At 67.5% G+C, this 25,823-nt stretch carries 30 protein-coding genes and 2 pseudogenes; 20 read left to right on the forward strand and 12 right to left on the reverse strand.

The genetic code is table 11. The features are described 5' to 3' along the window. On the reverse strand, positions 1-538 hold a 538-nt coding region (locus tag BVI061214_RS13685), incomplete at its 3' end, for a hypothetical protein (protein ID WP_248841709.1). Between the two features lie 210 nt (positions 539-748). On the opposite strand from BVI061214_RS13685, the gene BVI061214_RS13690 reads away from it, so the two are divergent. Further along, a complete protein-coding gene (locus BVI061214_RS13690) occupies positions 749-880 on the forward strand; it encodes a DUF4282 domain-containing protein (RefSeq protein WP_248841710.1) in 132 nt (43 codons plus the stop codon). Here BVI061214_RS13690 and BVI061214_RS02525 read toward each other — a convergent pair. Both BVI061214_RS02525 and BVI061214_RS02530 read right to left on the reverse strand, forming a co-directional pair. Further along, positions 877-1,857 carry an asparaginase gene (locus BVI061214_RS02525; protein WP_003047338.1) on the reverse strand — a complete coding sequence of 327 codons (981 nt, stop codon included), beginning with the start codon at positions 1,855-1,857 and terminating at the stop codon, positions 877-879. The two genes, BVI061214_RS13690 and BVI061214_RS02525, sit on opposite strands and share 4 nt — an antisense overlap. Continuing rightward, positions 1,854-2,126: a DUF309 domain-containing protein gene (locus tag BVI061214_RS02530; protein WP_053767156.1), complete on the reverse strand. Its 273-nt coding sequence runs from the start codon at positions 2,124-2,126 to the stop codon at positions 1,854-1,856. Before BVI061214_RS02530 ends, BVI061214_RS02525 begins: the two co-directional genes overlap by 4 nt. Before the next feature lie 65 nt (positions 2,127-2,191). Between BVI061214_RS02530 and BVI061214_RS14165 the strand changes: the two are divergent. The 3 genes and pseudogenes from BVI061214_RS14165 to BVI061214_RS02540 form a co-directional block, all read left to right on the forward strand. After that, positions 2,192-2,467 (forward strand): annotated as a pseudogene (locus BVI061214_RS14165) (substrate-binding domain-containing protein); the annotation flags it as partial. A gap of 1 nt (position 2,468) precedes the next feature. After that, positions 2,469-2,657, forward strand: a pseudogene (locus BVI061214_RS12415) (ABC transporter permease); the annotation flags it as partial. Continuing rightward, a complete protein-coding gene (locus BVI061214_RS02540) occupies positions 2,654-3,328 on the forward strand; it encodes an ATP-binding cassette domain-containing protein (protein WP_053767158.1) in 675 nt (224 codons plus the stop codon). The pseudogene BVI061214_RS12415 and the gene BVI061214_RS02540, both read left to right, overlap by 4 nt. Before the next feature lie 19 nt (positions 3,329-3,347). Here the strand turns inward: BVI061214_RS02540 and BVI061214_RS02545 are convergent, their stop codons facing one another. Further along, complete coding sequence (locus BVI061214_RS02545) at positions 3,348-3,860, reverse strand: ubiquitin-like small modifier protein 1 (protein ID WP_053767159.1); 513 nt, start codon at positions 3,858-3,860, stop codon at positions 3,348-3,350. A 52-nt stretch (positions 3,861-3,912) separates the two neighbouring features. Continuing rightward, complete coding sequence (locus tag BVI061214_RS02550) at positions 3,913-5,736, reverse strand: aldehyde ferredoxin oxidoreductase family protein (RefSeq protein WP_053767160.1); 1,824 nt, start codon at positions 5,734-5,736, stop codon at positions 3,913-3,915. A gap of 104 nt (positions 5,737-5,840) precedes the next feature. Between BVI061214_RS02550 and BVI061214_RS02555 the strand changes: the two genes are divergently transcribed. Continuing rightward, positions 5,841-6,740, forward strand: a complete 900-nt coding sequence (locus tag BVI061214_RS02555) for a carbohydrate kinase family protein (RefSeq protein WP_053767161.1) — start codon at positions 5,841-5,843, stop codon at positions 6,738-6,740. Here the strand turns inward: BVI061214_RS02555 and BVI061214_RS02560 are convergent. Further along, on the reverse strand, positions 6,729-7,688 hold the full coding sequence (locus BVI061214_RS02560; protein ID WP_053767162.1) for a quinone oxidoreductase family protein: 960 nt from the start codon (positions 7,686-7,688) through the stop codon (positions 6,729-6,731). The genes BVI061214_RS02555 and BVI061214_RS02560 overlap by 12 nt on opposite strands. A gap of 87 nt (positions 7,689-7,775) precedes the next feature. Between BVI061214_RS02560 and BVI061214_RS02565 the strand changes: the two genes are divergently transcribed. Genes BVI061214_RS02565 through BVI061214_RS02575 form a run of 3 tightly spaced genes read left to right on the forward strand, consistent with a single transcriptional unit; the run spans position 7,776 to position 9,015 of the window. After that, positions 7,776-8,195 (forward strand): hypothetical protein, encoded by a 420-nt coding sequence (locus BVI061214_RS02565; RefSeq protein ID WP_053767163.1) that lies wholly within the window; start codon positions 7,776-7,778, stop codon positions 8,193-8,195. Then, positions 8,192-8,743: a hypothetical protein gene (locus BVI061214_RS02570; RefSeq protein WP_053767164.1), complete on the forward strand. Its 552-nt coding sequence runs from the start codon at positions 8,192-8,194 to the stop codon at positions 8,741-8,743. Before BVI061214_RS02565 ends, BVI061214_RS02570 begins: the two co-directional genes overlap by 4 nt. Beyond that, the gene (locus BVI061214_RS02575) at positions 8,725-9,015 is read left to right on the forward strand and encodes a winged helix-turn-helix domain-containing protein (protein ID WP_003047308.1); all 291 of its coding nucleotides are present in this window, start codon (positions 8,725-8,727) and stop codon (positions 9,013-9,015) included. Before BVI061214_RS02570 ends, BVI061214_RS02575 begins: the two co-directional genes overlap by 19 nt. Before the next feature lie 28 nt (positions 9,016-9,043). Here the strand turns inward: BVI061214_RS02575 and BVI061214_RS02580 are convergent, their stop codons facing one another. Beyond that, positions 9,044-10,093 (reverse strand): NADH:flavin oxidoreductase/NADH oxidase, encoded by a 1,050-nt coding sequence (locus BVI061214_RS02580; RefSeq protein WP_053767165.1) that lies wholly within the window; start codon positions 10,091-10,093, stop codon positions 9,044-9,046. Between the two features lie 92 nt (positions 10,094-10,185). Between BVI061214_RS02580 and BVI061214_RS02585 the strand changes: the two genes are divergently transcribed. Genes BVI061214_RS02585 through BVI061214_RS02605 form a run of 5 tightly spaced genes read left to right on the forward strand, consistent with a single transcriptional unit; the run spans position 10,186 to position 17,627 of the window. Beyond that, positions 10,186-10,953 (forward strand): early set domain-containing protein, encoded by a 768-nt coding sequence (locus BVI061214_RS02585; protein ID WP_053767166.1) that lies wholly within the window; start codon positions 10,186-10,188, stop codon positions 10,951-10,953. Positions 10,954-10,998: 45 nt separating this feature from the next. Next, entirely contained in the window at positions 10,999-12,243 is a 1,245-nt protein-coding gene (locus BVI061214_RS02590; RefSeq protein WP_053767167.1) for a hypothetical protein, read from the forward strand. A gap of 12 nt (positions 12,244-12,255) precedes the next feature. After that, positions 12,256-13,953 (forward strand): glycogen-binding domain-containing protein, encoded by a 1,698-nt coding sequence (locus BVI061214_RS02595; RefSeq protein WP_162208006.1) that lies wholly within the window; start codon positions 12,256-12,258, stop codon positions 13,951-13,953. Between the two features lie 20 nt (positions 13,954-13,973). Then, the gene (locus BVI061214_RS02600) at positions 13,974-16,907 is read left to right on the forward strand and encodes a glucodextranase DOMON-like domain-containing protein (protein WP_053767169.1); all 2,934 of its coding nucleotides are present in this window, start codon (positions 13,974-13,976) and stop codon (positions 16,905-16,907) included. 54 nt (positions 16,908-16,961) lie between these two features. Continuing rightward, positions 16,962-17,627, forward strand: a complete 666-nt coding sequence (locus tag BVI061214_RS02605) for a hypothetical protein (protein ID WP_053767170.1) — start codon at positions 16,962-16,964, stop codon at positions 17,625-17,627. On the opposite strand, the gene BVI061214_RS02610 is transcribed toward BVI061214_RS02605, so the two are convergent. Both BVI061214_RS02610 and prfA read right to left on the reverse strand, forming a co-directional pair. Further along, positions 17,624-18,091 (reverse strand): NUDIX hydrolase, encoded by a 468-nt coding sequence (locus BVI061214_RS02610; protein ID WP_003047293.1) that lies wholly within the window; start codon positions 18,089-18,091, stop codon positions 17,624-17,626. The genes BVI061214_RS02605 and BVI061214_RS02610 overlap by 4 nt on opposite strands. Further along, on the reverse strand, positions 18,091-19,155 hold the full coding sequence (gene prfA / locus BVI061214_RS02615) for a peptide chain release factor 1 (protein ID WP_053767171.1): 1,065 nt from the start codon (positions 19,153-19,155) through the stop codon (positions 18,091-18,093). Before prfA ends, BVI061214_RS02610 begins: the two co-directional genes overlap by 1 nt. Positions 19,156-19,220: 65 nt before the next feature. On the opposite strand from prfA, the gene BVI061214_RS02620 reads away from it, so the two are divergent. Further along, the gene (locus BVI061214_RS02620; protein WP_053767172.1) at positions 19,221-20,018 is read left to right on the forward strand and encodes a ZIP family metal transporter; all 798 of its coding nucleotides are present in this window, start codon (positions 19,221-19,223) and stop codon (positions 20,016-20,018) included. Between the two features lie 65 nt (positions 20,019-20,083). Here the strand turns inward: BVI061214_RS02620 and BVI061214_RS02625 are convergent, their stop codons facing one another. Genes BVI061214_RS02625 through BVI061214_RS02635 form a run of 3 tightly spaced genes read right to left on the reverse strand, consistent with a single transcriptional unit; the run spans position 20,084 to position 21,444 of the window. Then, a complete protein-coding gene (locus BVI061214_RS02625; protein WP_053767173.1) occupies positions 20,084-20,410 on the reverse strand; it encodes a dolichyl-phosphate-mannose--protein mannosyltransferase in 327 nt (108 codons plus the stop codon). Positions 20,411-20,422: 12 nt separating this feature from the next. Then, positions 20,423-21,025 (reverse strand): SCO family protein, encoded by a 603-nt coding sequence (locus BVI061214_RS02630; RefSeq protein ID WP_003047279.1) that lies wholly within the window; start codon positions 21,023-21,025, stop codon positions 20,423-20,425. Further along, on the reverse strand, positions 21,022-21,444 hold the full coding sequence (locus BVI061214_RS02635) for a copper chaperone PCu(A)C (protein ID WP_053767174.1): 423 nt from the start codon (positions 21,442-21,444) through the stop codon (positions 21,022-21,024). The genes BVI061214_RS02630 and BVI061214_RS02635 overlap by 4 nt, the downstream gene beginning before the upstream one ends. 89 nt (positions 21,445-21,533) lie before the next feature. Between BVI061214_RS02635 and BVI061214_RS02640 the strand changes: the two genes are divergently transcribed. The 6 genes from BVI061214_RS02640 (at position 21,534) to BVI061214_RS02665 (ending at position 25,820) form a co-directional block, all read left to right on the forward strand. Then, positions 21,534-22,706 carry a NosD domain-containing protein gene (locus BVI061214_RS02640; RefSeq protein WP_248841712.1) on the forward strand — a complete coding sequence of 391 codons (1,173 nt, stop codon included), beginning with the start codon at positions 21,534-21,536 and terminating at the stop codon, positions 22,704-22,706. Next, positions 22,685-23,365, forward strand: coding sequence for an ABC transporter ATP-binding protein (locus tag BVI061214_RS02645; RefSeq protein WP_053767176.1), 681 nt, complete (start codon positions 22,685-22,687; stop codon positions 23,363-23,365). The genes BVI061214_RS02640 and BVI061214_RS02645 overlap by 22 nt, the downstream gene beginning before the upstream one ends. Next, on the forward strand, positions 23,346-24,050 hold the full coding sequence (locus tag BVI061214_RS02650) for a nitrous oxide reductase accessory protein NosL (RefSeq protein WP_053767177.1): 705 nt from the start codon (positions 23,346-23,348) through the stop codon (positions 24,048-24,050). Before BVI061214_RS02645 ends, BVI061214_RS02650 begins: the two co-directional genes overlap by 20 nt. Positions 24,051-24,069: 19 nt before the next feature. Beyond that, entirely contained in the window at positions 24,070-24,504 is a 435-nt protein-coding gene (locus tag BVI061214_RS02655; RefSeq protein ID WP_053767178.1) for a hypothetical protein, read from the forward strand. Between the two features lie 63 nt (positions 24,505-24,567). Beyond that, positions 24,568-25,074 carry a nitrous oxide reductase accessory protein NosL gene (locus tag BVI061214_RS14005; protein WP_053767179.1) on the forward strand — a complete coding sequence of 169 codons (507 nt, stop codon included), beginning with the start codon at positions 24,568-24,570 and terminating at the stop codon, positions 25,072-25,074. Beyond that, complete coding sequence (locus BVI061214_RS02665) at positions 25,071-25,820, forward strand: hypothetical protein (RefSeq protein WP_053767180.1); 750 nt, start codon at positions 25,071-25,073, stop codon at positions 25,818-25,820. Before BVI061214_RS14005 ends, BVI061214_RS02665 begins: the two co-directional genes overlap by 4 nt. Positions 25,821-25,823: the final 3 nt, after the last annotated feature.

Genomic DNA, 25,823 nt, shown 5'->3' on the forward strand with positions numbered 1-25,823 from the left:
GGTCCTGAAGCAGAGCCTCCGTCTTGCGGTAGGTGAGGTGGAAGAAGGCGCGGAAGAGAAGAAGGGCCAGGTAAAGGCCGTGGTCGTAGCGCCAGGGGCGGCCCCGCTGGCCCTTGGGGGTGGGTGGAGCCACCTCCCGGGCCAGGCGCAGGCAGTGTTCCAGCACCTCCTTGGGGCTTGCCTCCCGGCGAAGGAACACAAGCCGCGCGTGCCCCCGGACCAGCTCCCGGGAAAGCCTCTCCAGTAGGGCCTCCAGGAGCTTGAGGTCCAGGCGCTGCACCGCGTAGTGGGCCAAGGACTGATGGGAGGGGAAGGGGGCTTCCATGAGGTCCTGAAGCAGAGCCTCCGTCTTGCGGTAGGTGAGGTGGAAGAAGGCGCGGAAGAGAAGAAGGGCCAGGTAAAGGCCGTGGTCGTAGCGCCAGGGGCGGCCCCGCTGGCCCTTGGGGGTGGGTGGAGCCACCTCCCGGGCCAGGCGCAGGCAGTGTTCCAGCACCTCCTTGGGGCTTGCCTCCCTGCGAAGGAAGCCTCGCTTGCCCATCAGGGCGGGAATATACGCCCATTATCCCGACCTTTGCAAGGCAAGCCCAGGGACGCTTTGACAGAGCAAGACTAGAAAGGCTCTTTCAGGCCCTTTTTGACCTGAGCTTCCGCCGCTTTATCACCCTCAGGCTCACGGGGATTCTCTACGCCATCGCCCTAGGCTGGAGCCTGGCCGGCTTCGGCGAGTCCTTGGGCCAGGGCCTTACTGGTGGTCCTGGCGCCTTTGGGCTTTCTCCTTTACGCCATCTGGTTGCGGATCCTTCTGGAGGCCAGCGTCTCCCTGATCCGGGTGGCCCAGAACACCTCGGATATCCTGGAGGAACTCCGCAAGAAGCCCTAGACCCAAGAAAGCTCCAGCCTGGCCTCCAGGTGCCCCACAGGAAGCCCCCGGTGGTTCCGCACCTCAGGCCGGTCCCAAGGGGTGGGGCCGGGCTCGAGGCCAAGAAGCCGCAAAAGGGCCACCACCGCCACTTCCCGGGCCTGGGCGGAACCATCCTCCACCTTGAGGGCCACGCCCAAAGGTCCCCTGGGGCTTTCCAAAAGGGCCAGGCCGTAGTAGCCGTCCGCCCCCCGCTTGGCCAAAAGGGGAAGCCTCTCCATTAGGAAGGTGTCTATGCTCCCTGGCCCCGCCACCAGCTCGGGGTGGCGGCGCATGGCCTCCCCCACCCGGCGCAGGGGCTCCTGGTAGGGCTTTGGGGCCCGGTCGGGTTGGGCCAGGAGGTAGAAGGCCCGGGCGGCCCGGGCCAGGGGGAGGGCAAAGGTGGGCACGCTGCAGCCGTCGGTGGCCCAAAGGGGCTCGGCGCCGGAAAGCTCGGCCAGGGTCTTGCGGTTGAGGCGCTGGACCGGGTGCTCGGGGCGCTCGTAGCCCTCCACGGGGGCCCCCAGGGCCAAGGCGGCCGCCATCATGCCGGCGTGCTTGCCGGAGCAGTTGTGGTGGAGGGGGGTGGGGCTCTTCCCCGCCCTTTGCAAAGCCTCCCGGGCCTCCCGGGAGAAGGGCGGGTGGACCCCGCAGGCCAGGTGTTCAAGGCCCAGGCCCAGCTTTTCCAGGAAGCGGGCCGCCACCTCCACGTGGCGGGGCGTGCCGTCGTGGCTGGCGGTGGCTAAGGCGATCTCCTCCTCCCCAAGCCCGAAGCGCTCCACCGCCCCCGAGAGGAAAAGGGCTAGGGCCTGAAAGGGCTTGGCCGAGGAGCGCAGGTAGCTCACTAGGGTGGGGTCCCCGCCGTAGGCCAGAAGCCCCTCCTCCCCGTAAAGGGCCAGGGAGACCCGGTGCCGGTTTTCCACCAGGTTGCCGCGGTAGACCAGGACCTCCGTCTTCACGCCCCAAGTCTACGCCGGGCCTCCTGCCAAAGGGGCTCCCAGTCCAGGCCCAGGTAGGGGGAAGGAAGGCCAGAAAGCTTGGCCTCCGCCTTCCTCAGGTTGCGGACTCCCCCCTTTCCCCGGTGCAGGGCCGCCGCCAGCAGGATGAGGCCCTGGAGGAAGCGCCGCTCCTCGCCCTCGGCCTTCCGCCAGGCCTCCTCCAGGACCTCGTGGGCCTCAAAGTAACGCCCCTCTTGAAAGTGGCGCACAAAGGCCTCCAGGGCTTCCACGCCTATAGGCTAAGGCCATGCGGGCTTTCTGGCTCCTTCTCCCCTTCCTCCTATGAGCTCAGGCCCTGAGGCTCGCCACCACCACCAGCGTGTACGACTCGGGGCTTCTGGACCGGCTCTTGGCCCCCTTCCCCCATCCGGTCCAGGTGCTGGCCGTGGGCACGGGGCAGGCCCTGAGGCTGGCGGAAAGGAAGGACGTGAACGCCGTTCTGGTCCACGCCCCCGATCTGGAAGGGGAGGCCCTGGCCAGGGGCCGGATCGCCCAGGGCCTCTGCCTGGCGGAGAACCACTTCCTCCTAGCGGGCCCCGAGGAGGACCCGGCCAGGGTGCGGGAGGCCAAGGGCCATCAGCGAGGTGGGGGCGGCCACCCTGGTGGGCGGGGACATCCGCCACCAGACCCGGGTCCTGACCACGGCCGTCGTGGTGGAGACCCGCAAGGGGGAGCTGGAGGCGGCGTTGGCCCTGGGCGGGGTCCTCCTGGGCCTGGCCCTTTTGGTCACCGCCCTCCTGGTTATCCTGGAGCGGGAATGAAGCCGCTCCTAGCCGAGGGGATCCGCCACCGACACCCGGGGTTCGTCCTGGAGGTGGAGGGCCTTCTGGTCCACCCGGGGGAGGTTTTGGCCGTCCTTGGTCCTTCGGGAAGCGGCAAGACCACCCTCTTGCGCATCCTGGCGGGGCTCCTTTCCCCGGAGGCGGGCCGGGTGGAGGGCGGGTTCAGGGCCTACCTGCCCCAGACCCCGCCCCTTTTGCGCCGGAGCGTCCTGGAGAACGCCGCCTTCGGCCTCCTTCTCCACGGCACGCCCAGGAGGGAGGCCTTCCGCCGGGCGGAGGTCCTTCTAAAGCGGGTGGGGCTCTGGGAAAAGGCCCACCGCCCCGCCCGGGGGCTCTCCGGGGGGGAGGCGGTGCGCCTGGCCCTGGCCCGAACCCTTCTGGTGGAGCCCAGCGTCCTCCTCCTGGACGAGCCCACCGCCAGCCTGGACCCCGCCAACACCGCCCAGGTGGAGGCCCTCCTAAAGGAGGCTTCCAGGGAAGGGCGGGGCGTGGTCCTGGCCACCCACGACCTCTTCCAGGCCAGGCGCCTGGCCGACCGGGCCCTCTTCCTCCACCTGGGCCAGGTGGTGGAGGTGACCCCCGCCTCCCGTTTCTTCCAGGCGCCCCAAGACCCTAGGAGCCGGGCCTTTCTGGAAGGCAGGCTCTTCTAGGGCCCTTGCCGCGGCGTGCTTAGCCGCCCCCGCGGCTTGCGGCCAGGGCGATCCGGCCCCACCAGGCCTCGGCCTCCTCCCCCTCCACCTCCACCCGAAGCCGGGGGATGCGGAGGCTTCCCACCTCCAAAGGGGGCGCCTCGGCGAAGCGCACCCGGGCCCCGGGGAGGCGGAAGACCCCTTCGGCCTCCTTTTCGCCGCCCCAGGAGCGGAGGTAGGCCTCAAAAAGCCAGGGAGGCAGGGCCCCGAACTCCCCGCCCAGGCTTCCGCCGCCGGCCACCGGGGGAAAGAGGTCCAGGGTGGCCCCCTCTTCCAGGGGGGTGGCAAGACCTTCCAGGTAGCGCACGTCCCGGCCCTCCAGAAAGACGGAAACGCGCTCCAAAAGCTCCTCCCCTTCAAAAAGCTCCGCTCCCAGGGCGGGGTAGCGGGCCACCAGGTCCTTCAGGGCCTCCCCCACGGTGCGGCCCCGCACCTCCACCTGGGAAGCGCCCGTGAGGTCGCGGAAGGTGGCGTAGAGGTTCACCTTGGGCATGGGAAAAGTATAGGGGACCCGGGGCCCCAAAGCCCCAGGCCCCAAAAACCTCCTAGTCCGCCGCCTGGGGGAGGATGCCAAGCTCCTGAAGCTTGGCCGGAGGCACCACGCCCCGCTCCCAGCCCCGGGCGCGGTAGTACTCCTCCAGCATGAGGTCCAGCTCGGTGAGCTGGCCCTTGGAGCCGGCGCAATCTGAGGGCTCCTGGAGGAAGCGCTGGGGCAGGTAGTCCGAGCCCTCGGCCCAGCCCGCCAGGTTGTTGTAGTGGCGCTCCAGGTTGTAGATGCGCTCCCCGATCCTGAGGATCTCCTCGGGGGTCACGGGCCGCCCCCAGTAGGCGGCGAGCTGCTTGGCGTACTCCTCGGGCCCCTCGGCGAACTGGCTGAACTTGCAGAGGTCCAGGGAGTCGGTGAAGGCCGAGAGGTCCTGGAAGAGCTTGGTAAGCTCACCCTTACCCTGCCAGGCCAGGGGGTCCGTCTTGTAGGGCACCCCCAGGATCTCCGAGGCGGGGGTGTAGGCCCGGAGGTGGCAGGCCCCCCGGTTGGAGGTGGCGTAGGCGATGCCCATGCCCTTGAGGCCCCGGGGGTCGTAGGCGGGGATGGACTGGCCCTTGACCTCCAGGGAGATCTCGGGGTGGCCGATGGCCTTGGCGAAGCGGGCGGGGCCTTCGGCCAGCATGTCCCCCACGCCCCGGCGGAAGGCGATGGCCTCGAGGACCCGCACCTCCCCCTCCTTGTCGCCGAAGCGGAGGCCGTCCGCCCCCTGGTAGTACCCCTTCTCCGTGGCCTCCATGAGAACGGCGATGGCGTTGCCCGCCTCAATGGTGTCCATGCCGTAGGCGTTGCAGAGGTAGATGGCGTAGCCGGTCCAGTCGGTGTCGGTGTGGCCGGCGTGGGCGCCCAGAGCCCAGGCGGACTCGTACTCGTAGGACTCAAAGCGGATGGTCTTGCCGTCCACGTGGACCTCCACCATCTTCTTGCAGGCCACGGGGCAGGCGTGGCAGGTGTTGTCCTTGATGAGGCGGTGCTCGCGAATGTACTCGCCGGAGATCTTCTCCGCCCCCTCAATGCAGGTGTGCTGGGCGTTGAAGGTGGGCAGGGCCCCCATGACGTTGGTGATGTTCATGAGGACGTTGGTGCCGTAGAGGGAGAGCCCGCCTTTCTTGGGGGCGGTCACGTTCTTGGGGTCGTTGATGGTGGCCGAGGCCAGGCGGTCCGCCTCCCGCCAAAGCTCGGGGTCCTTGGGCTGGGGCATGCGGTCCTGCTTGCCCACCACCACGATGGCCTTCAGCTTCTTGCTGCCCGCCACCGCCCCGGTGCCCCCGCGGCCCGCCGCCCGCTCGTCGTTGTTGATCCAGTTGGCGAAGCGGACCAGGTTCTCCCCGGCGGGGCCGATGGCCATGACGTCGGCCTCCTCGCCGTGCCGCTCCCGGAGGATGCGGTGGACCTCGTGGGTGGTCTTGCCCCAGAGGTCGGAGGCGTCGTGGATGGAGACCTCCCCGTCCTTGACCAGGAGGTAGACGGGCTTTTCCGAGGCCCCCTTGATGAGGAGGCCGTCAAACCCCGCCCACTTCAGCTTGGCGGCGGTCCACCCCCCCATGTGGCTGTCGGTGACCGTGCCGGTCAGGGGGCTTTTGGTGACCACGGCCAGCCGTCCCGACATCTTGGCCCGGGTGCCGGAGAGGGGGCCATTCATGATGCAGAGGAGGTTCTCGGGGCCCAGGGGGTCCACCTTGGGGCCGTTTTCATACACGTACTTGACCCCCAGGCCCCGACCCCCCACGTACATCTCCAGGTCCTTGGGGTCGGGGGCGAAGTACTCCACGTGGCCGGTGGACAGGTCTATGCGGGCCAGCTTGTGGGCATATCCTCCAAGCATCCTGCACCTCCTATAAAGGACCTCACCGCGAAGGAAGGGGGTTTTCCCTAGGCGTTCTCGGCGATTATACCACTTCTTCCCCCCGGAATGTAAAGTGGGGCATCATGCTGGCCCTGGTGGGGGAAACCCTGGTGGACCTGGTCCTAGAGGAGGAAGACCCCTTGCGCTTCACGGGGGCCCTGGGGGGCTCGGTGCTGAACACGGCGAGCGCCCTGGCCCGGCTTGGCCTTCCCGTGCGCTTCTTCTCCGAGGTGGGGACGGACTGGCTTTCCCTCTGGTGCGAAGGGGAGATGGAAAGGCGGAGGCTAAACCCCAGGCTCTTCCGCCACCCTGCCCCCATGCCCCTGGCCCTGGTGCGCCTGGACCGGGAGGGCAACGCACACTACAGCTTCCACCGGCCCTTCCAGGCCCCCTACCGGCCGGAGGCGGAGGCGGCGCGGGGGGCCTGGGCCTTTCACTTCGGCTCCCTCTTGGCCCTCGAGGCCCGGGCGCAAGAGGGCGTGGAGGCCCTCCTGGAGGCGACCCAAGGGGCTCTCCTCTCCTACGACCCCAACCTGCGCAACCCGCCCACCCCCCGGGAGCGGGCCCTGATCCTCGGGTATCTGGAGCGGGTGGACCTCCTCAAGCTCTCCTGGGATGACGCCCGCCTCCTCTTTGATGACCCCCTGGAGGCGGTGCGCGGCCTCCCCCCCACCCTCAAGGTCCTGACCCTGGGCCCCGAGGGGGCGGTGGCCTTCCTAGGGGAGGTGGAGGTGCGCGTTCCCGGGGAGAGGGTGGACGTGGTGGACACCGTGGGGGCCGGGGACACCTTCACCGCCGGGCTTCTCGCCCTCCTCTTTAGGAGGGGCCTCGTCAGGGAAAGCCTCCCTTCCATGGGAAAAGAAACCCTGGAAGAGGTCCTGAAGGGGGCCGTGGCCCTCTCGGCCCTGGCCTGCACCGTGCGGGGGGCGGGCCTGCCCGAGGAGGGCCTAAAGGCCTGGCGGGCCCGCTTCCTAGGGGATTAGGAGGACTTTGCCCACGGTCTTCCGCCCCTCCAGGGCCTCGTGGGCCTCTTTGGCCTTTTCCAGGGGGAACTCGGCCCCAACCCGCACCTTAAGCCACCCCTCCCGGAGGGCCCGAAAGACCTCCCCCGCCCGCCAAAGGAGCTCCCGGCGGCTAGCCGTGTAGTGGTGGAGGGTGGGCCGGGTGAGGTAGAGGCTTCCCTTGCGGTTCAGGACCTGGGGGTCCAGGGGGGGAACAGGCCCCGAGGCCTGGCCGAAGAGGACCAGGAACCCCCGGGGCCGCAAAGCCTCCAGACTCCCCTCAAAGGTGTCCTTCCCCACCCCGTCGTAGACGGCGTCCACCCCGCCCCCGGAGAGGGCCTTCACCGCCTGGGCGAAGCCCTCGTAGGGGAGGGCGTAGTCGGCGCCGGCCTCGAGGGCCAGGGCCCGCTTCGCCTCCGTGCTGGCGGTGGCGTAGACCGTGGCCCCCTTGCGCTTGGCCCACTGGATGAAGAGGAGGCCCACGCCCCCCGCTCCGGCGTGGATGAGGACCTGGTCCCCGGGGCGGACGGGGTAGGCGCTCTCCAGGAGGTAGTGGACGGTCATCCCCTGGAGGAGGGCCGCCGCCGCCAGCTTCAGGTCCAGGCCCTCGGGGACGGGGACCAGCCTCTCGGCGGGCACCACCTGGTACTGGGCGTAGGAGCCCTGGACGGTGGCGAAGGCCACCCGGTCCCCCACTCTCACCCCCACCACGCCCTCCCCCACCTTCTCCACCACCCCGGCGGCCTCCTCTCCCAGGGTGAAGGGAAGGGGCATGGGGTAGAGGCCCTTCCGCTTGTAGGTGTCAATGTAGTTGACCCCGCTGGCGAAAATCCGGACCAGGACCTCCCCAGGACCCGGCTCGGGTACGGGAACCTCCTCGGGCCGCAAAACCTCCGGCCCGCCCACCTGGTGCACCCTTATGGCCTTCATGGGGAAAGTTTAACGGAAGGGGCCTGGCGCTGACCCCTTGACACGCACAGTACTCTGTGATACAAACCTATTTGTAGGAGGTGAGGCATGCGAACCCTGGTCCTGAGTCTCGGCCTCCTGCTGGGCACGGCCCTGGCAGGCTCCTTGGGCTACGGCTTTGTGGGCTTCCAGGGGGGCCTCCAGGGAGGCGGCGGAGGGTTTGGCACCTTCCAGGGGATCGCCATAGGCGGGGAAGCCTGGGGTGGGCCTTCAGGTAGCGGCGGGGCCTTTCTGGTAGGTCCCCTGCTCCCCTGGGGGGAGGGGGTTTACCTCCTGCCCGTCCTGGGGTTTGGTGGGGAAAGCCGGGCGGGAGGCGGCTTTCTCCTGGACCTGGGGGTCCGGGCCTTCCTCCTCTCCGGGCGGGAGGGGGGCTGGCTCCTGGGCCTCGGCGGGGGGTACGCCCTTCCCCTGGGGTTTTCCGGAGGTGGCGGGTACTTGAGGGTGCTTTTCGGAGGAGGTGGGTTGTGAAACAGGAAGAGGCTAAGGTGCTTTGGCGGAACCTGGAAGAGACCGAGCGGGAAACCAGGCTCAGGCTGGCCCTTCTAGGGGGCTGGATCCTGGTGCTCTGGGGCGGGATCTGGGCGATGGGTAGCCTCCTCACGGTGTGGAGCCCGGGGATGGCCGAGCGCTTCTGGACCGTGGCGAGCCCTCTGGGGGGTCTCCTTTCCTTCTACCTGGGATTCCGGCAGGGGGTAAGCGTGCGGACTCCCCTGGGCCTGCAGACCTTCTACTTCTGGAGCTTGCTCACCCTCTTCTTCCTCCTCCACTGGATCTTTCTCCTGCCGCCCAAGGACCTCGAGGGGGAAAGCTTCCTCATCAGCCTGGTGGCCTTCGCCTACGCTTACGTGGGCACGCTCTGGCAGATTCCTGGGATCACCTGGGCCGGGCTCGGCCTCTTCGCCTTAGACCTCCTTCTCTTCCGCCTATTCCCGGAGCACTTCCACCTGGGTATGGGCTTGGTGGGGCTATTGGGCCTGGCCTACGGGGGGAGGCTCCTGTGGCGCTGGACCCGGTAATCCACCAGGAAACCCGCCTGAGGCTCATGGCCCTCCTGGCCTCGTTGGGGGAAGGAGCCCAGGTGGAGTTCACCTGGCTCAAGGAGGCCCTGGACCTCACGGAGGGCAACCTCTCCAGCCATCTCGCCAAGCTGGAGGAGGCCGGGTACGTGCAGGTGGAAAAGGGGTACCAGGGAAGGCGGCCCAGGACCTGGGTTCGCCTCACCCCCCAGGGGCGAGCGGCCTACCAGGCCCACCGCCAGGCCCTGTTGGAGCTCCTCAAAGGCGGTTAAGTGCCCCGCCGTGGCCAGGGCGGGGTATTTAAAAGCCCCGCAGGTACTGGGGCGGGACCCCCGCCTCTGCCCCCAGGGCCTTGGCCGCCTTCAGGGGGAAGTAGGGGTCCCGGAGGAGGACCCGGCCCAGGAGGACGAGGTCGGCGCTCCCCGCCTGGAGGATGGTCTCCGCCTGCTCCGGGGTGGTGATGAGGCCCACCGCCCCCGTGGCCAGGCCCACCCGCTTCCGCACGGCGTCGGCGAAGGGCACCTGGAAGCCCGGGGCGGCGGGGACCCTGACCCCCGGCACCACCCCCCCGCTGGAGAGGTCCAGGAGGTCCACCCCTAGGACCTTGAGCCTTTCGGCGAAGGCCAGGGTGTCCTCGAGGGCCCACCCCCCTTCCGCCCAGTCCGTGGCCGAGACCCGCACCAAAAGGGGAAGCTCCGGAGGCAGGGCTTCCCGCACCGCCTTGGCTACCTCCAGGGGAAAGCGCATCCGGTTCTCCCGGCTTCCCCCGTAAAGGTCCTCCCTCCGGTTGGCAAGGGGCGAGAGGAAGGAGGAGAGGAGGTAGCCGTGGGCCATGTGGAGCTCCACCACCTGGAAGCCCGCCCGGAGGGCCCTTTTGGCCCCTTCCACGAAGGCCTCCAAAACCCTCGCCATCCCCTCCTCCGTCGGGGCCTCGGGCACGGGGTAGCCCTCGGCGAAGGGGATGGGGCTTGGCCCCACCACCCGCCACCCCAGGGGCTTGCCTCCCTCCCAGGGCCGGGCCGTCCCCGCCTTGCGCCCGGCGTGGGCCAGCTGGATGCCGGGCACCGCCCCCGCCTCCCGGATGCGGCGGGCGAGCTCGGTGAGGCCCGCAACGTGCTCCTCGGACCAGATGCCCAGGTCAAAGGGGCTGATCCTGCCCTCGGGGAGGACCGCCGTGGCCTCCACCATCACCAGCCCCACCCCGCCCAGGGCCCGGGTGGGGTAGTGGAGGAGGTGCCAGTCCGTGACCTGGCCTTCCAGGGTGGCCGAGTACTGGCACATGGGGGACATGGCCAGGCGGTTTTTGAGGCGGAGCGCCCGTAGCTCAAGAGGCTTGAAAAGAAGGACCATGCCCCCATATTGACAAAGCCGGGTGCGGGATATAATGAAGGAGCCATGAAAGTGGAACCCCTTCCACAGGGGCTCCCGAAGGAGGTGGAGCTATGAAAAAGCCGGCTTTCTGGGCAGTTGGCCTTTTGATGCTGGGGCTCGCCGCCTGCACGCCCCCTGTAGGAACTGGGGACAAGGTAGAGGTCACCTTCAAGGTGACCAACGTGCCCCAAGACTACACCGCGGTTTACCTGGCAGGGGACTTCACAAGCTGGAACACAAGCCCCATTAAGATGAGCCCTGTACCGGGAGAAACGGGGAGCTTCCAGACCAAAGTGACCCTGGACACGGGGATGCGCATCCACTACAAGTACGTGGGGAGCACCGATGGCAACTTTAACTGGGCTGGCGCTGAAAGCTTTGACCGGGGTATCAACCGGAGCAGCCTGATCACCGATGAGGGGAATGGCAAGGCCACCATCGTCAACGAGTGGAACAAACAGGGCCGGGCGAACAAGACCCCCTTTACGGTGAATGCGATCCGCCTCGAGGCCACCCCGCCCCAGGGCTTCACGGGCACGGTGCACGTGGCTGGGGTCATGAACGGCTGGAACCACGAGGCCATGACCCAGGTTGGTGGCAAGTGGGTCAAGGAAATCACCCTTGACCAGCCCGTGGAGGTCTTGCCCGACGCCGCCATCCAGGTCAACCGGGTGGACTATTCGCCCTGGCTGGAGTACAAGTACACCGCTGGGAGCTGGGACGACGTGGAAGACCCCACCCCGCCTACTGGCCAAGGCGACGGCAACCGCATCGCCTACGCCTACAAGGTGGAGAATGAGGTCCTGATCATGGAGGACACCATTAAGGGCTTTAAGTAAAGCCTTCTTGGGGCCCCGGCTTCCCGGGGCTCCATTAGGAGTTCTATGTGGAAGCGATTCACCGCCATCGGTGCTTTTCTAGGCCTGGCCCTGGCCGGGGGGCTTTCTGGAAGCTACGAGTTCTCCACGGGCTGGGTCCAGGACCCGGAAAGCGGCAGCTTCTTCCAGGGAGAGGCCACCCACAAACTCAACCTCAACCTGCGCTTCGCCGGTGGGGCCGCCGAGGGTCGGGCCTACTTCTATGGAGGGGCTAGGGAGCCCCTAGCTTTGGGGGATGCCGAGCTCCGTTTCCGGGGAGAGGGGTTTAGCCTCCGCCTTTTTTACAACCTCAAGGAGGGCCAGGCGGGGGACCTTCTAGGGGTTTCCCAAGCCGAAGGCTGGGGGAGTGGCACCGGGTTCCGCCTGGACCTTCGGCCCTTGGAGGTCCACGTGGCCCGCCTGGGTCAGGATACAGGCTTCCTCACCCTTTACCGCGACCGGGTGGAGACCGTGGACCTCCTGGGCCTTTACGCCTACAAGGCCTACGGGGACCAGCTTCACCACGCCCTAGCCTTGCAAGCAGGGACAGACCTGAGCGGACACCGCCTGCTGGGTGAGGTGGCCTACGGCACTGCAGAGGGCGTGGGGGGTGTGGCCGTGGAAGCCCAACTCCAGGGACCAAGCCCCCTAACTGGCTTTCGCTACCTCTTGGGCTTCCGCCATGTGGCCCCTGAGTACCGGGCCTACCTCTCCCAACGCTGGGCCTCGGAAACCCGCCTCTTTGGCGAACCCTGGCGGGAAAACGCCCAGGCGGAGGTGTATGGGGAACTGAAGAACGAGGACCTGGCGGGCTTCACCCTGAAGGCCTTCGGCCTCACCTATACCGGGAGCGCCAGGCGCACCTTTGGGCTTGGCCTCGAGGGGTGGAAGAACACCTACCAGGACCTGAGACCCTACGCCAAGCTGGAATACGCCGCCAGCCCGAGCCAAAACCGCCTTTCTGGGCTCCTGGAGCTGGCCTGGTACGGCAAGGCGGAGGGGTATGACCTGGCCCTCAAGGCCAACACCGGCTTCAGCCTCAGCGACACCCTTGGCTACACCCTCTACCTGGAGGGTGAGGCCCGCAAGGCCCCCTGGCGGTTCTTCGCCAAGAGCCTTCTGAGACCCACGGAGAGCCTGGCCACCTTTTACGCCCAGGCCGACCTCAGCCTGGAGCGCCTCACCCTGAGCCTGAGCCTGGGAGAGGGCGATTTTGACGCGTACAAGAGCTTCCGCCCCGTATTCCGGGTGAGCACGGCGGTGAGCTTCTAGGAGGTGTTGACGGTGAAAAGAACCCTTTTCCTACTGGTTTTGGTTTTGGTTTTGGTTTTGGTCTTGGCCCAGGCCTGGGCCGCCCCACCCCGCATCACGCCGGAAGGGGTGGTCTTCTGCTACTACGCTCCCGAGGCCAAGCTGGTCACCCTACCCGCCAGCTTCAACAACTGGGACCCTGGGGCGCTCCCCATGACCAAACAGCCCGACGGCAACTGGTGCGTCACCGTAAAGCTAGCTCCGGGGGTTTATCAGTACAAGTACTTCGTAGACGGCGCCTGGAAAGAGGACCCGGACGCTCTGGAAACCACCGATGATGGCTATGGTGGGCGCAACGGGGTAATCCGGGTCCCTGGGGAAGAGGCCACCGCCAGCTATGAGGCGGGGCCACCCCGGCTGGTGGAGGGTAAGGTACTTTTCACCTACCACGCTCCCCAGGCCCGGAGCGTCAGCCTCAGAGGAAGCTTCAACGGCTGGGGCGAAACCCCCATGTATAAAGGGGCCAACGGGGTCTGGTACATCCTTCTGGACCTGCCTCCGGGCCGGCATCAATACAAGTACTACGTAGACGGGGTCTGGACCGAAGACCCCAACGCTCTGGACACCACCGATGACGGCTTTGGCGGCAAAAACGCTGTGGTGGAGCTCGTTCGGGAAAACGGGGTCCTCAAGATCAAGAGCGGAGCCCAGGGCCTGGGCCTGAAAGGCTTCCTCCACGGGAGGATCGACGTGGAGGGGCTCAAGGTCCAGGAAGGGCAGGCCTTCTTGCACCTGACCTACCAGGCAGAGGACCTACACCTGGCCTTCAGCCTGGCAGGCCAAAGCGGGGGAGGCCTCCTCTTCCAGTCCGGCAGAATCGGTACCCGGTACCAGGATCTGAACCTGGCCATGGGCTTCAACGCGCCCCTCTTCTCCCGCCCTTTCCTGAGCTACGTGGACAGCTTTGGCGTGGGCCTCACCACCCTGGGCCTCAGCACTCGGGCCGGGGAGTATGACCTAGGCCTCTACTTTGGGGCCGTGCCTGGCCAGAACGCCTACGTTCTGGGGAGCCTGGGGGGCAAGCTAGAGGGCTTTTCCTTCTTTGTGGACGCAGTCTTCGCCACCGGGGGCTGGCATCTTCCCTCCGGGGCCACGGGAGGCGGGGCCTTCCTGGCCCTAAACCTCCCCCAGTTTGGAGCCCTCCAGCCCACCCTGAACCTAGGGGCCACCTTCGGCCAGAGCGTGACCGGCTTCACCGCCGGACAAGGCCTGGGGGCCCGGCTGGCCTTGGGCTACAAGGAGAAGGACCTGGAGGCGGAGCTCTACCTGGCCTCCACCCTGGGAGATTTCAGCCTAGACCTGGCGGGCAGCGAGCCCACAGGGTTTGGCCTTTCCCGCTTGTTCTTCCGCAACCAAAGCGTCTTCGTCTTGGAAGGCCCCAGGAATGGCTTTGTGGGGCTAAAAGAGGCGCGCCTGCAGCTCCTCTACCGCGCCCTGGAACCCGCACCCTTTCTCCGCCTCTCCACCGATTACCAAACCCTGGCCGCACAAGTGGGCTTCCAGGGGCAGGTTCTAGGCTTCTCTGGCGAAGCGGGACTGGCATGGAACAACGGGCTTGGCCTCTATGCCCAAGGGCAGCGCAAGATAGGCTTGGGCACGCTCTACCTGGGCCTCGAGGTGTCCGCCGATCTCACCCCGCGCCTCACGCTAGCAGGCCTCGTTCCCTTCTAATCTAAAGGAGGAGAGAAGACATGAAAAGAACCTTCTTCACACTCGTCTTGGCCTTGGGCGCTGTCTTTGCCCAGCCCCTCAAGGTGGCCATCCTGTGGCACCAGCACCAGCCCCCCTACGAGAACCCTGTCACCGGGCAATACGAGGGGCCATGGGTGCGCATGCACGGGACGAACAGCTACCCCTGGATGGCCGAGGTCCTCAAGGAGTTCCCCGAGATCAAGGTCACCTTTGACTACACTTCCACCCTCCTCAAGCAGATTGAGGACTACCTCTCGGGGAAGGCCAAAGACGCCTACTGGCGGGTCTCGGAAAAGCCCCTGGGCCAGCTTTCCCAAGAGGAGCGGGCCTTCATCGTGGAGCGTTTCTTTGACATCAACCCCCGCTTCGTGGAAAAAAGCCCCCGCTACAAGGAGCTCCAGGCCAAGAAAATCCGGGGCGAGACCTTCGCCGACCAGGACCTGCAGGACCTGCGGGTGCTCTGGAACCTCTACTGGATCAACGTGGATTACATTGAGCGGGACCCTGGGCTGAAGGCCCTTTACCGCAAGGACCGGGGCTTCACCCAGGAGGACCTGGCCTACGTCCTCAAGAAGCACCTGGAGCTCATGGCCACCATCCTGCCCCTCCACAGGGAGCTCTGGGAGCGGGGCCAGATTGACCTCATCACCACCCCCTACTACCACCCCATCCTGCCCATCCTGATAGACAAGGAGGCCATCCGCGAGTCCAACCCCGCCCTGGCCCTGCCCAAAGAGCCCATCGCCTGGCCGGAGGACGCCCGCTGGCAGGTCCGGGCCGGGCGGGACTACTTCCAGAAGCTCTTCGGCAAGGCCCCCAAGGGGATGTGGCCTCCCGAAGGGGCCGTGAGCCAGAAGGCCGCGGAGCTCTACGCCGAGGAGGGCATCGGCTTCCTGGTGACGGACGAGGCCATCCTGGGCAAGAGCGGCTTCCCCGTGAACCCCGCCACCCTCACCCGGCTTTACCGGGTGGAGAAAAACGGCAAGCAGGTGGTCCTCTTCTTCCGGCACCGGGACCTCTCGGACCGCATCGGCTTCAGCTACAGCCAGATGCCCGCCGAGCGGGCGGTGGAGGACTTCATCGGCACCCTCCTGGAGATCCGCCGCCAGGTGATCGGCCAGAACCCCAACGCTGTCCTCACCATCGCCCTGGACGGGGAGAACGCCTGGGAGAACTACCCGAATAACGGCAACGACTTCCGCCGCCTCCTCTACAAGCGCCTGGCGGAGGAGCAGAAGAAGGGCACGCTGGAAACCGTGCTCTTCTCCGAGGTCCTGAACCTCCCCTCCCTGCCCATCGCCAGGCTGGGCACCGGGGGCTGGGCCGGGGACTTCGCCATGTGGGCCGGGGAGCCGGAGGAAAACGAGGCCTGGGACCGGCTGAGCCGGGCCCGGCAGGCGGTGATGGCCTACAAGGACCAGGGTGGCGACCCCCAGGTGGTGGAGAAGGCCATGGGCCTCATCTACGCCGCCCAGGCCTCCGACTGGTTCTGGTGGTACGGCCAGGACACCGGCTTCCCCAACCACCCCCCCTTTGATGAGGCCTTCCGCTCCATCCTCCAGGCGGTCTACAAAACCCTGGGCCAGAAGCCCCCGGAGGAGCTCTACATCGCCGTGCGCCCCCCCGTGCAACCCCAGGGAACCCCAGGGCGGTTGAAGCCCAACCTGGACGGGCGGGCCGAGGCGGAGGAGTGGAAAGGGGCCGCCTACCTCCCCGACGCCGACGGCACCACCATGCAGACCCCGGACGACCTCATCAAAGGCCTCTACCTGGGGTTTGACGAGCAGAACGTCTACCTCCGGGTGGACCTGCGGGACGGGACCAGAGCCCTGGACCTGGTGGGCCAGGGGTATCGCCTCCACGTCTACGCCACCACCCCCAGGGAGGAGGGCGGGGCCGCCTTCCCCGAGGGCGGGGAGGTTTCCTTGGGCTTTCCTTTGCAACAACGGATCACTCTAGATTTCAACCAGGTACGGGAGGGTCAGGGGGTGCTGGTGCGCTACGCCTACCGGGACGGGGCCTGGGTTCTGGCCAGCTCCCCCGCCGACCTGGCGGGTAGGCGGGCCTTCGTGGGCGACGTGGTGGAGATGCGCATCCCCTACACCACCCTCAAGGCGGAGGCCGGGGACACCCTTCGCCTGGCCATAGTCCTAGAAAAAGAGGGTCGCATCCTGGACATCGCCCCGAACGGCAACCCCCTGGCCCTGAGCCTCCCCCAGCGCCTGGCGGGCAAGGAGGTGCTGGTGGTCAAGGACCCCGAGGGGGACGAGCATGGCCCCGGCACCTACACCTACCCCAAGGACCAGGCCTTCGCTCCCTTTAAGGGGCTCTTTGACCTCCTGGAGATGCGCATCCTGGACGGCGGGGCCACCTGGACCTTTGTCTTCACCTTCAAGGAGATGACCAACCCCTGGGGCGCCCCTGCCGGCTTCAGCCACCAGCTCATCAACGTCTACATAGACTACAAGGAAGGGGGCAAAACCGAGACCTTCGCCAAAGGGGCCAAGGTGGCCTTTGACCCCGAGCACCCCTGGGACCTCTTCCTCAAGGCGGCGGGCTGGCCCCAGTACGGCCAGCGGGTGGGCTTCCCCGACGGCACCGACACGGCGGACGGGGTGGTGGTGGCCAGCAACCCGGCGGACAAGCAGGTCATCCTGCAAGTGGACAAGAAGTACTTCAACCCCGCTTCCGGCCAGAAGGTCTGCTTCTACGTGCTGGTGGGGAGCCAGGACGGCTATGGTCCCGACCACTTCCGCCCCGTGGGCAAGGAGGCGGGCCCCTGGAACCTGGGCGGGGCAGGGAACGAGGACGCCCCCCTGGTGGTGGACTACCTGTGGCCGGAGAAGGGGGTCCAGGAGGCCATGCTCTCCCAGTACGGAGGCGGCAAGTATGCGGTCCTCAAGCCCTACTGCGTGACCTGGCCCGCGCCCTGAGCCCGTGAACTTTGGGTCTACCCCGGGAAGGCCTTCCCGGGGTAGACTTTTGCCATGGACCCAGGCCTCGAGGCCGCCTTCAAGCATGTGGAGCGCCTCCTTTACGGAGATTCTGGCCGCCTGGGCCTCACCATCTACGACCTGGAGCGCCTGGTGGGCTACCCCGCCCGGGGGGAAGGCCCTTTGAGCTACACCCTGCCCAAGACCCAGGCCCTTTCCGGGGTGCAGGCGGTGCGGCTCTACTACTACCCCAAGGACCCCAACCTCCAGCTCATCGTGGAGATTGAGGACCGGGAGGGGAAGAAGCACCTCCGCCACTTCCGCTGGAACGGCCTCACCTGGGAGGTCCCCGAGGGGAAGCGGGGGGAGCTGAAGAGCACCGAGGAAACCCCGGGCCTCCTCAAGGTGGGGGAGGACTACTTCCTGGGCTTCCCCCGGGAGGAGGCCGTGGAGCTGGAAAAGGAGGTGCGCAAGGGAGAGGCCCTGGGGGCCAAGTACCTCCTCTGCCCCCGGTGCGGGGCCCGCATCTTCTACGCCCCCTCGGTCCGCCCCGAAGGCATCGCCTGCCCCAGGTGCGGCAACACCACCCTGCTTTTCAAGACCTTATCCGGCCTCGAGCCCCACAAGGACCCCCTGGAGGCCCTGGCCGAGGAGCAAAGGGCCCTCCGCAAGGCCATAGAGGAGCTTGTGGCTTACCTGAAGCGAAAGCTGGGGCCCTAGACCCTAACCCCCTCCAGGCCCCACCCCGGGTAGGCGTAAAACCGCCCCCGCTCGCCCTGAAGGTAGTCCATGAGGGGCTCCTGGAGGGGGCGGTGGCCCGCAAGCTTCTGGGCCACCTCCTCCAGGGTGAAGAAGCGGGCCTCCACGATGTGGCCGTCGGGGTCCCTTGGGTTCAGAAGCCCCTCGTAGCTGGCCCTAAAGGCCAGGGCCAGGGTGCGCTCGTTCTTGCGGCGGTCCTCCACCTGGATCACGTAGGCCAGGTGCTCAATGGCCTTCACCCTTAGGCCGGTCTCCTCCCGCACCTCCCGCACCAGGGCCTCGGGAACCGTCTCCCCGGGCTCCACCGTTCCCCCGGGGAGGGTGTAGCGCACCAGGCCCTTGCGCCCCCAGTCATTGCCCACCAGGAGGACCCGCCCCTGGCGGTCCATGAGGATGGCCGCCACCACCAGGATCTCGCGGCGCATCACGCTTCCGTCATGGCCTCCAGCTGGCGCTCCTGGTCGGCCCGCTTGAGGGCCTCCAGAAGGGGCTGGAGCTTACCCGAGAGGACGCCCTCCAGGTCGTGGGTGGTGAAGCCGATGCGGTGGTCCGTGACCCGGGACTGGGGGAAGTTGTAGGTGCGGATCTTCTCCGAGCGCTCCCCGGTGCCGATCTGGGCCAGGCGGGCCTGGCGGAGCTTTTCCGCCTCCTCGGCCCGCTTCATCTCCAGAAGGCGGCTACGGAGGATCATGAGGGCCTTCTCCCGGTTCTTGATCTGGCTCCTTGAGTCCTGGCAGGTGACCATGATGCCCGTGGGCAGGTGGACCACCCGCACCGCCGAGTCGGTGGTGTTGACCCCCTGGCCCCCGGGCCCCGAGGCCCGCATCACATCAATGCGGACCTCGTCCATGTTGAGCTGGAAGTCGGACTCCTCCGCCTTGGGCAAAACGGCCACCGTGGCCGTGGAGGTGTGGATGCGCCCCTGGGTCTCCGTGGCCGGTACCCGCTGCACCCGGTGAACCCCGCTCTCGTACTTGAAGGTGCCGTAGGCCCCGGGGCCCCTTACCTCAAAGACCACCTTGGAGAAGCCGCCCAGGTCCGTGGGGTTGGAGTCCAGGATCTCGGTTTCCAGCCCCATCTCCTCGGCGAAGCGCAGGTACATCTCCAAAAGGTCGCGGGCGAAAAGGGCCGCTTCCTCGCCCCCGGTGCCGGCCCGGATTTCCACGATGGCGTCCCGCTCGTCCATGGGGTCTTTGGGCAGGAGGTGGCGCTCAAGCTCCCGTTCCAGGGCCTCCTTGCGGGCCAAAAGCGCCTCCCTCTCCGCCTTGGCCACCTCCCGGAGCTCGGGGTCCTCCAGGAGGCTTTCCACCCCCTCCAGGTCCTCGAGGACCTTGCGGTACTCCCGGATGAGGGCGATGATCTCCCCCATCTCGGCGTAGCGCCGGGAAAGGGCCTGGTAGCGCTTCTGGTCCTTCAGGACCTCGGGATCGGCGAGAAGGGCCTCCAGCTCCCGGTACTCCTCCTCTAAGCGCGCGAGCTTATCCAGCATACCTGATTCCAGGATACCCCAAGGGGGGCTTGCCGGGGGATTTAGGCTCCCCTAAAATCGGGGCCATGGAAGCGCCCCTCCTCTACGCCCTTTTGGGCGGGCTCTTCACCTGGGGCCTCACCGCCTTGGGAGCGGCCAGCGTCTTCCTGGCCCGGGAGCCCAGCCGCAAGCTCCTGGACGGGATGCTGGGCTTCGCCGCCGGGGTGATGCTGGCGGCTAGCGTCTTCTCCCTCCTCGTCCCCGGCATGGAGATGGCCGAGGCCCAGGGCGTGACCCCCTGGGTCCCCGCCGTGGTGGGCTTCCTGGCGGGAGGGGCCCTTCTCCGGCTTCTGGACCGCCTCCTGCCCCACCTGCACCTGGGCTTTCCCATGGAGGCCCGGGAAGGGATCCCCACCCCCTGGCGGCGCACCACCCTCCTTATCCTGGCCATCACCCTGCACAACTTCCCCGAGGGCCTGGCGGTGGGGGTGGCCTTCGGGGCGGCTGGCCTGGACCCCACGGGGGCGGCCACCCTGGGCGGGGCCATCGCCCTGGCCCTGGGAATCGGCCTGCAGAACCTGCCCGAGGGCCTGGCCGTGGCCTGGCCCCTGAGGCGGGCCGGGGTGGGGGCGGGCCTGGCCTGGTTCTACGGCCAGCTTTCCGCCATCGTGGAACCCATCGGGGCGGTCCTGGGAGCGCTTTTGGTCCAGGAGATGCTGGTCCTTCTCCCCTACCTCATGGCCCTGGCGGCCGGAGCCATGGTCTTCGTGATCGTGGAGGAGGTCATCCCCGAAAGCCAAAGGGAGGGCAACGGGGACGTCTCCACCTTCGGGGTGATGATGGGCTTCGCCCTGATGATGGCCCTGGACGTGGCCTTGGGCTAAGTACCCCAGAAAAGCCTTCAGCCCGGGCTTGGGCACCTCATGTGGCGAAACCAAAGTGCGGGCACCTACTCGCCCTTACCCAGGCGCTCCCTGAGGAGGTGGGCGGCCTCCTCGGCCTTGGCCTTGGCGGTTTCCGCCGCCTTCTTGGCCAGCTCGGAGACCTCCTTCAGCTTGTCGGGAACGCCGTCCTTGTCCTGGTCCAGGTCCGCCAGGCGGCTTTTGGCCTCATGCAAGGCCTTTTCCGCCTCCTCCAGGGCCTTTTCCAGGACGTCGGGCCGCCCGTCCTTGTCCTGGTCCAGCTTCTCCTTGATCTCCTGAAGCCGCTTCTCGGCCTCCTGGGCCACCGACCTGGCCGCCTCTTTGGCCTTCTCCAAAAGTCCCTTGAAATCCATCGTGCCCTCAGCTTACAGGAGGGCCCGCAGGTCCGCCACCACCTTGGGAAGATAACCCGGGTTCTGGGCGAAGTTGAGCTTGTCGGGGCTTAGGAGTAAGACCAGCCTGCCCCCCTGGACCACGAAGGTGGTGGCGGTGTGGTCCACCAGGTACGCCCCGGGGCCCCGGTAGGCGGTCTTCTGGTAGTAAACGCCGAAGGCGCGGGCCACCTCCTGGACCTCCTCGGGGCTTCCCGTGAGGCCCAGGAAGGCGGGGTGGAAAGCCTTGGCGTACTGGTCGGCGATCTCCGGGGTGTCCCGCTCGGGGTCCACGCTGATGAAGATAACCTGGACGCGCCTCTGCTCCTCGGGGGAGAGGTTCTCGTAGACCTGCTTCAGGGAGATCATGGTGGTGGGGCAGACGTCGGGGCAGTGCACGAAGCCGAAGAAGATGAGGACCAGCTTGTCCCTGAAGTCGGCCAGGCGCACGGGGCCCTTGGGGCCCTCGAGGGTGAAGTCCACGGGCTTGGGGTTCAGGAGGCGGGTGCCGAAAAAGCTGTGGCTACCCTTGGGCACGAGGAGGTAGCCTAAGCCCAAAAGCCCCAGGATTAGGAAGGCCGGCCAAAAGCGCTTCATCGCCTCTCCACGGGCAAGACTACCTTAACCTTCAAGCCCCCTTGGAAGAGGAGGGTGAGCTCCACCTTCTCCCCCGCCTTCAGGGGCCGCTTGAGACCCTCCAGCATCAGGTGGTAGCCCCCGGGGCGGAAGGCCACCTTACCCCCCGGGGGAACCTCCACGTAGGGCAGGGGGCGCATGCCCAAGACCGCGTGCCCCCCCTTGTGCTCCTGGTGGTCCCGGTGGAGGGAGACCCGGCTGGCCACGGGGGTCTCGGCCCCCACAAGCCTTAAGGGGGTCTGGCCCCGGTTCACCAGGGTGAGGTAGGCGGCGGTGTCCGGGACCACCGGGGGCACCAGGCGCACCCAGCCCGGCTCCACCACCACCACCTGGGCCAGGGCGGGGAAGAGGAAGAGGAGAATAGGGAGAAGGCGCCTCACAGGGAAGAGTCTAGACCCCGGGACCGGGACAAATGTACTTTCCGCCGGAAGTACGAATGTCCCACCCCCCTGCCCTAGCCTGGCGGTGTATGGGCCCCCTTCTCCTGAGCCTGGCCCTGGCCGCCCCGGTCCTGAAGCTCACCGGGGAGGTGGAGGGCCCTCTGGTCCTCAGCGCCCCGGGCCTGGTGGTGGAGGGGGAGGGGGCGGTCCTTCGGGGGACGAGGGGGCACACCCTGAGCCTCCTGGCCCCGGGAATACGGGTGAGGGGCCTCGAGGTGGTGGGGGCCGGGAAGGAGGAGGACTTCTTTGAGCCCGACGCCGCCATCTACCTGAAGGGGTGCGAGGGATGCCTTCTGGAAGGGGTGGAGGTGCAAGGGGCCCCCACGGCGGTCAGGGTGGAGGACTCCCCGAAGGCCCAGGTGCGGGGCCTGAAGGCCCGGGGCCTGGGCCGCTCCCCTGGGGTCCTGGTCTACCGGAGCCCGGAGGCGGGGGTGGAAGGGAGCCAACTCTCGGGCTACATGGATGCCATCTATGTGGAGTACAGCCCCGGGATGCGGATCCACAAGAACCTGCTGGAGCGAAATGGCCGCTACGGCTTTCATGTGATGTTCTCCTGGGAGGTGCGGGTGGAGGCGAACCTGAGCCGGGAAAACGCCGTGGGCAACGCCGTCATGCACGGGGCCGCCAACCTGGTGGCCAAAAACCGGCTCCTGGACCACAAGACCCCCATCGGCTACGGCCTTCTGGTCCAGGACGAGCGACAAAGCCGGGTGGAGGCCAACCTCTTCCTGGGCAACACCCTGGGCCTGGTCCTCCTGGACGCCAAGGAGGTGGCGGTGAGGGCAAACCGCTTCCTGGAAAACGGCACCGCCCTCCGCATCACCCGGGAGCGGGGGGAGAACTCGGCGGAGGTGGTGGAAAACGCCTTTTCGGGCAACCTCTACGACCTCCTGGTGGACGCCCCCAAGGCCAAGGCCCGGGTGCGGGGCAACGCCTACGACCGGGCCCCGGCTCTTCCCGTACCCCACCTCCCCAGCGGGAGCTTCGCCCTCCTCCTCGCCCGGCAGCCGGAGCTCTCCCTTTTTGCCCTCTCTCCCGGGGTGGTCCTCTGGGAAAGCGCCGAGACCCAGGTGCCGGGCCTGAGGCTTCTCGGCCTGGCGGACCCGGAGCCGAGGCCCCTTCCCCAGGAGAAAAAGCCCAACCCGGCCCCCCTTCTCCTGGGGCTTGGCGGAGGTCTTCTATGGTGGCGGTGGAGGCGCTAGTCAAGCGGGGGAGGCTCTTCGGCCTGAACCTCCGGGCCGAAGGCGGGGTGGTGGGGCTTCTCGGCCCCAACGGGGCGGGCAAGAGCACCCTTCTGGCCGTCCTGGCGGGGAGGCTCAAGCCCGATGGGGGAAGGGCTTCCCTCCTGGGCCACGACCCCAGGGACCCCAAGGCCCTGGCCCTCCGGGCCTACCTGCCCCAGGCCCCCAGGCTCTTCCCCCACCTGAAGGCCCTCGAGGTCCTGAAGGGGGCCCAGGAGGTGAAGGGCCTGACCCGGGAGGCCCTGGACGAGGCCGTCTTCCGCATGGGCATAGAGGCCCTCCTGCCCAGGCGGGTGGGGGAGCTCTCCGGGGGGCAGGCCAAGCGCCTGGCCATCGCCGCAAGCCTCATGGGAAACCCCACCGTCTGGCTTCTGGACGAGCCCACCGCCGCCCTGGACCCCAGGGGGCGGGAGCGGTTTTGGAACTGGGTCAGGGACAAGGGGGAAGGGGTGGTCCTCCTGGCCCTCCACGACCTCGAGGAGGCCGCCCTGGCCCAGCGGCTTGTTCTCCTCAAGGGGGGAAGGCTTCTGGAGGAAGGCCCCCCGGAAGAGGTCTTGGGCCCAAGGGGAGAGCGCCTCCCCTGGCTAATGGAGGTGGTCTATGGCGAAGACGCGGCGTGAGGTTTTGGCGGCTTTAGGCGGTTTGGCGCTGGCGGCCCCGGCCCTGGCCCATATGGGGCACAGCCAGATGGGCATGTCCCCCGGGATGGGCAGGGACCTCATCCCCCCGAAGCCCATTCCCTGGGAGGAGGCCACCTGCGCCTTCTGCGGCATGCCCATCAAGACCCCGGAGGGAGAGTGGCGGGGGCGCACCTTCGCCAAGGGCTTCTTTGAGCAGACCTACAGCCAGATCTCCTTCAAGGCACCCCGGCCCGCCCCCCACAACCCCAAGGAGACCGTGGAGGCCCTCCACTTTGAGAGCCTCGCCTGCATGGTGAACTACGCCTGGGTCCACGGCCTGAAAGACGGGGAAGGGGCCACCTTCTACGTGACCGATCGGGGAAGCTACGATCCCCAGAACCCTCAGGGAAGCGTGCGCCTCATCCCCGCCCGGAGGGCCACCTACTACTTTGGGGAGCGGATGATGGTGGTGATGAACGCCAAGCTCGTGGCCTTTGATAGCCCCGCCAAGGCCCGGGCCTTCGCCGAGGCCCACAAGGCCCAGCACGGCCGGCAGAACTTCTTCACCTTCCAGACCCTCCTAGACCTGGCCCCCCTGCCCGAGATGAACCTGGTAGCCCTCCTGGCCCGGCATGCGGGGCTTCTGGGCGGGGAGAAAGACCACGGGCACGGCCACAGCCATTAGGCGCTAAGGAGGTAAGGCCATGATGGGAATCAGGAGGCTCTTAACCGCTCTTCTCGTGGCTTTGGCGGCCTTGGCTCTAGCCCACGAGAGCCGTCAGGTGGGACCATATAGGATCGTGATCGGCTTCCTCTACAACCCGGCCTTCGCCGGCTTTCCCAACTCCCTGGACCTTAGGGTCACGGAAGGGGACAAACCCGTGGAGGGGCTGGAAAAGACCCTCATTGTGGAGATCATCGCCCCCAACGGGGAGGCCTTCCAGGTGGACCTGCGACGGGCCCACGGCCAGCCCGGGTACTACCGGGGCTGGTTCATCCCCGGGGTGAGCGGGAACTACGTCTGGAGGGTGCGCGGAAGGATCGGCGATCTAGAGGTCAACGAAACCTTCTCCAAGTTCTTCCACTCCAAGGAAGCCGTCCTTGACCCCAGGGAGTACACCGTTCCCAAGGGGCGCTAACCCGATCTTGGGCCACCCCGGGACCTTCCGGGGTGGCCTTCTTGGTAGAGTGGAGGTGAACCCATGGAACGCCGCCGCTTTTTGGCCCTCTTGGCCCTCCCCCTCCTCCCCAAGGCCCTGGCCGCCCCCAGGGCCCTCCGGGTGGGGGTGGAGGCCTGCCCCTACTGCTTCATGACCATCCTGGATGCCCGCCACGCCGCCCAGGCGGTGAACCCCCAGGGCAAGGCCTTCTTCTACGATGACCTCGCCTGCCTCCTGGACCAGCTTTCGGGCTGGGGCGGGCCCCAACTCAAGGCCCAGGAGGTCTACCTGGCGGACTTCCTGGAAAGCACCCGCACCCAGCCCCTCTGGGTGGAGGCGGAAAGGGCCGTCCTCTACCACAACCCCAAGGTCCGCACCCCCATGGGCTCGGGGCTTCTGGCCTTCAAGAGCCGGGAGAACCTGGAGCGGCACCTCAAGGAGCGGCCGGAGCGGCGGGGAGGCCGGGTCCTCACCTGGAAGGAGGCCTTGAAGGAGGGGGAAAAGCGCCCCTGGGTCCCCACGGACTTCCTCCCACCCCCTAGGCCGTGACCGCCCTCTTCCTCAAGGAGGTGGCCCGCAACCCCTGGACCGCGGGCCTTTTCCTCCTGCCCCCCCTTCTGGCCCTGGGCTTCCAGGGCCGGGGGGAGGGGGTGGGCCTGGTGGGCCTCTACTCCGGGCTTTCCCTCCTCCTCCCCCCTCTGGTCCTGGCCCTGGCGGTGCCCCTTCTCGCCTCCCGGGAGGAGTGGGCCTTTCTCCTGGGCTTCCCTGTGCGCCCCTTTTTGGCCTTCCTGCAGGGGGTTCTTGGGGTCCTCCTGGGCCTGGCGCCGCCCCTTCTTCTGGGCCTCCTTCTGGGAGCGGGCCTCCTGGGCTTCTCCTGGGAAGCGGGGCTCTGGCTTCTCCTTTCGGGCATGGGGCTTCTCCTCTTCTGGCTGGGGCTTGCCGCCCTCCTCTCGGCCCTCCTTCTGGAGGAGAGGCGGGCCCTGGCCCTAGGCTTTGGCCTTTTTTGCCTTCTGAACGTCCTTTATGGCCCTTTGGCGGTGGCCTTGGCCGTGAGGCTTAGGGACTACCCCCTCGAGGGCCTCCTCACCCTGGCCCTCCTCCTCAACCCCCAGGAGATCCACCGGGTGGGCCTCCTCCTGGGCCTGAAGGCCCCCGTCCTCACCGGCCCCGTGGGCTATTTGGTGGCCGAAAGGCTGGGGACGGTGGGGCCCCTTCTCGGCCTCGGCTACCTGGTCCTCTTTGGCCTTCTCCTCACCCTTCTCGCCGCCACCCTTTTCGCCCGGCGGGACCGGTAGCAT

Origin of the sequence: Thermus aquaticus (assembly GCF_001280255.1) — a bacterium.
GTDB lineage: Bacteria > Deinococcota > Deinococci > Deinococcales > Thermaceae > Thermus > Thermus aquaticus.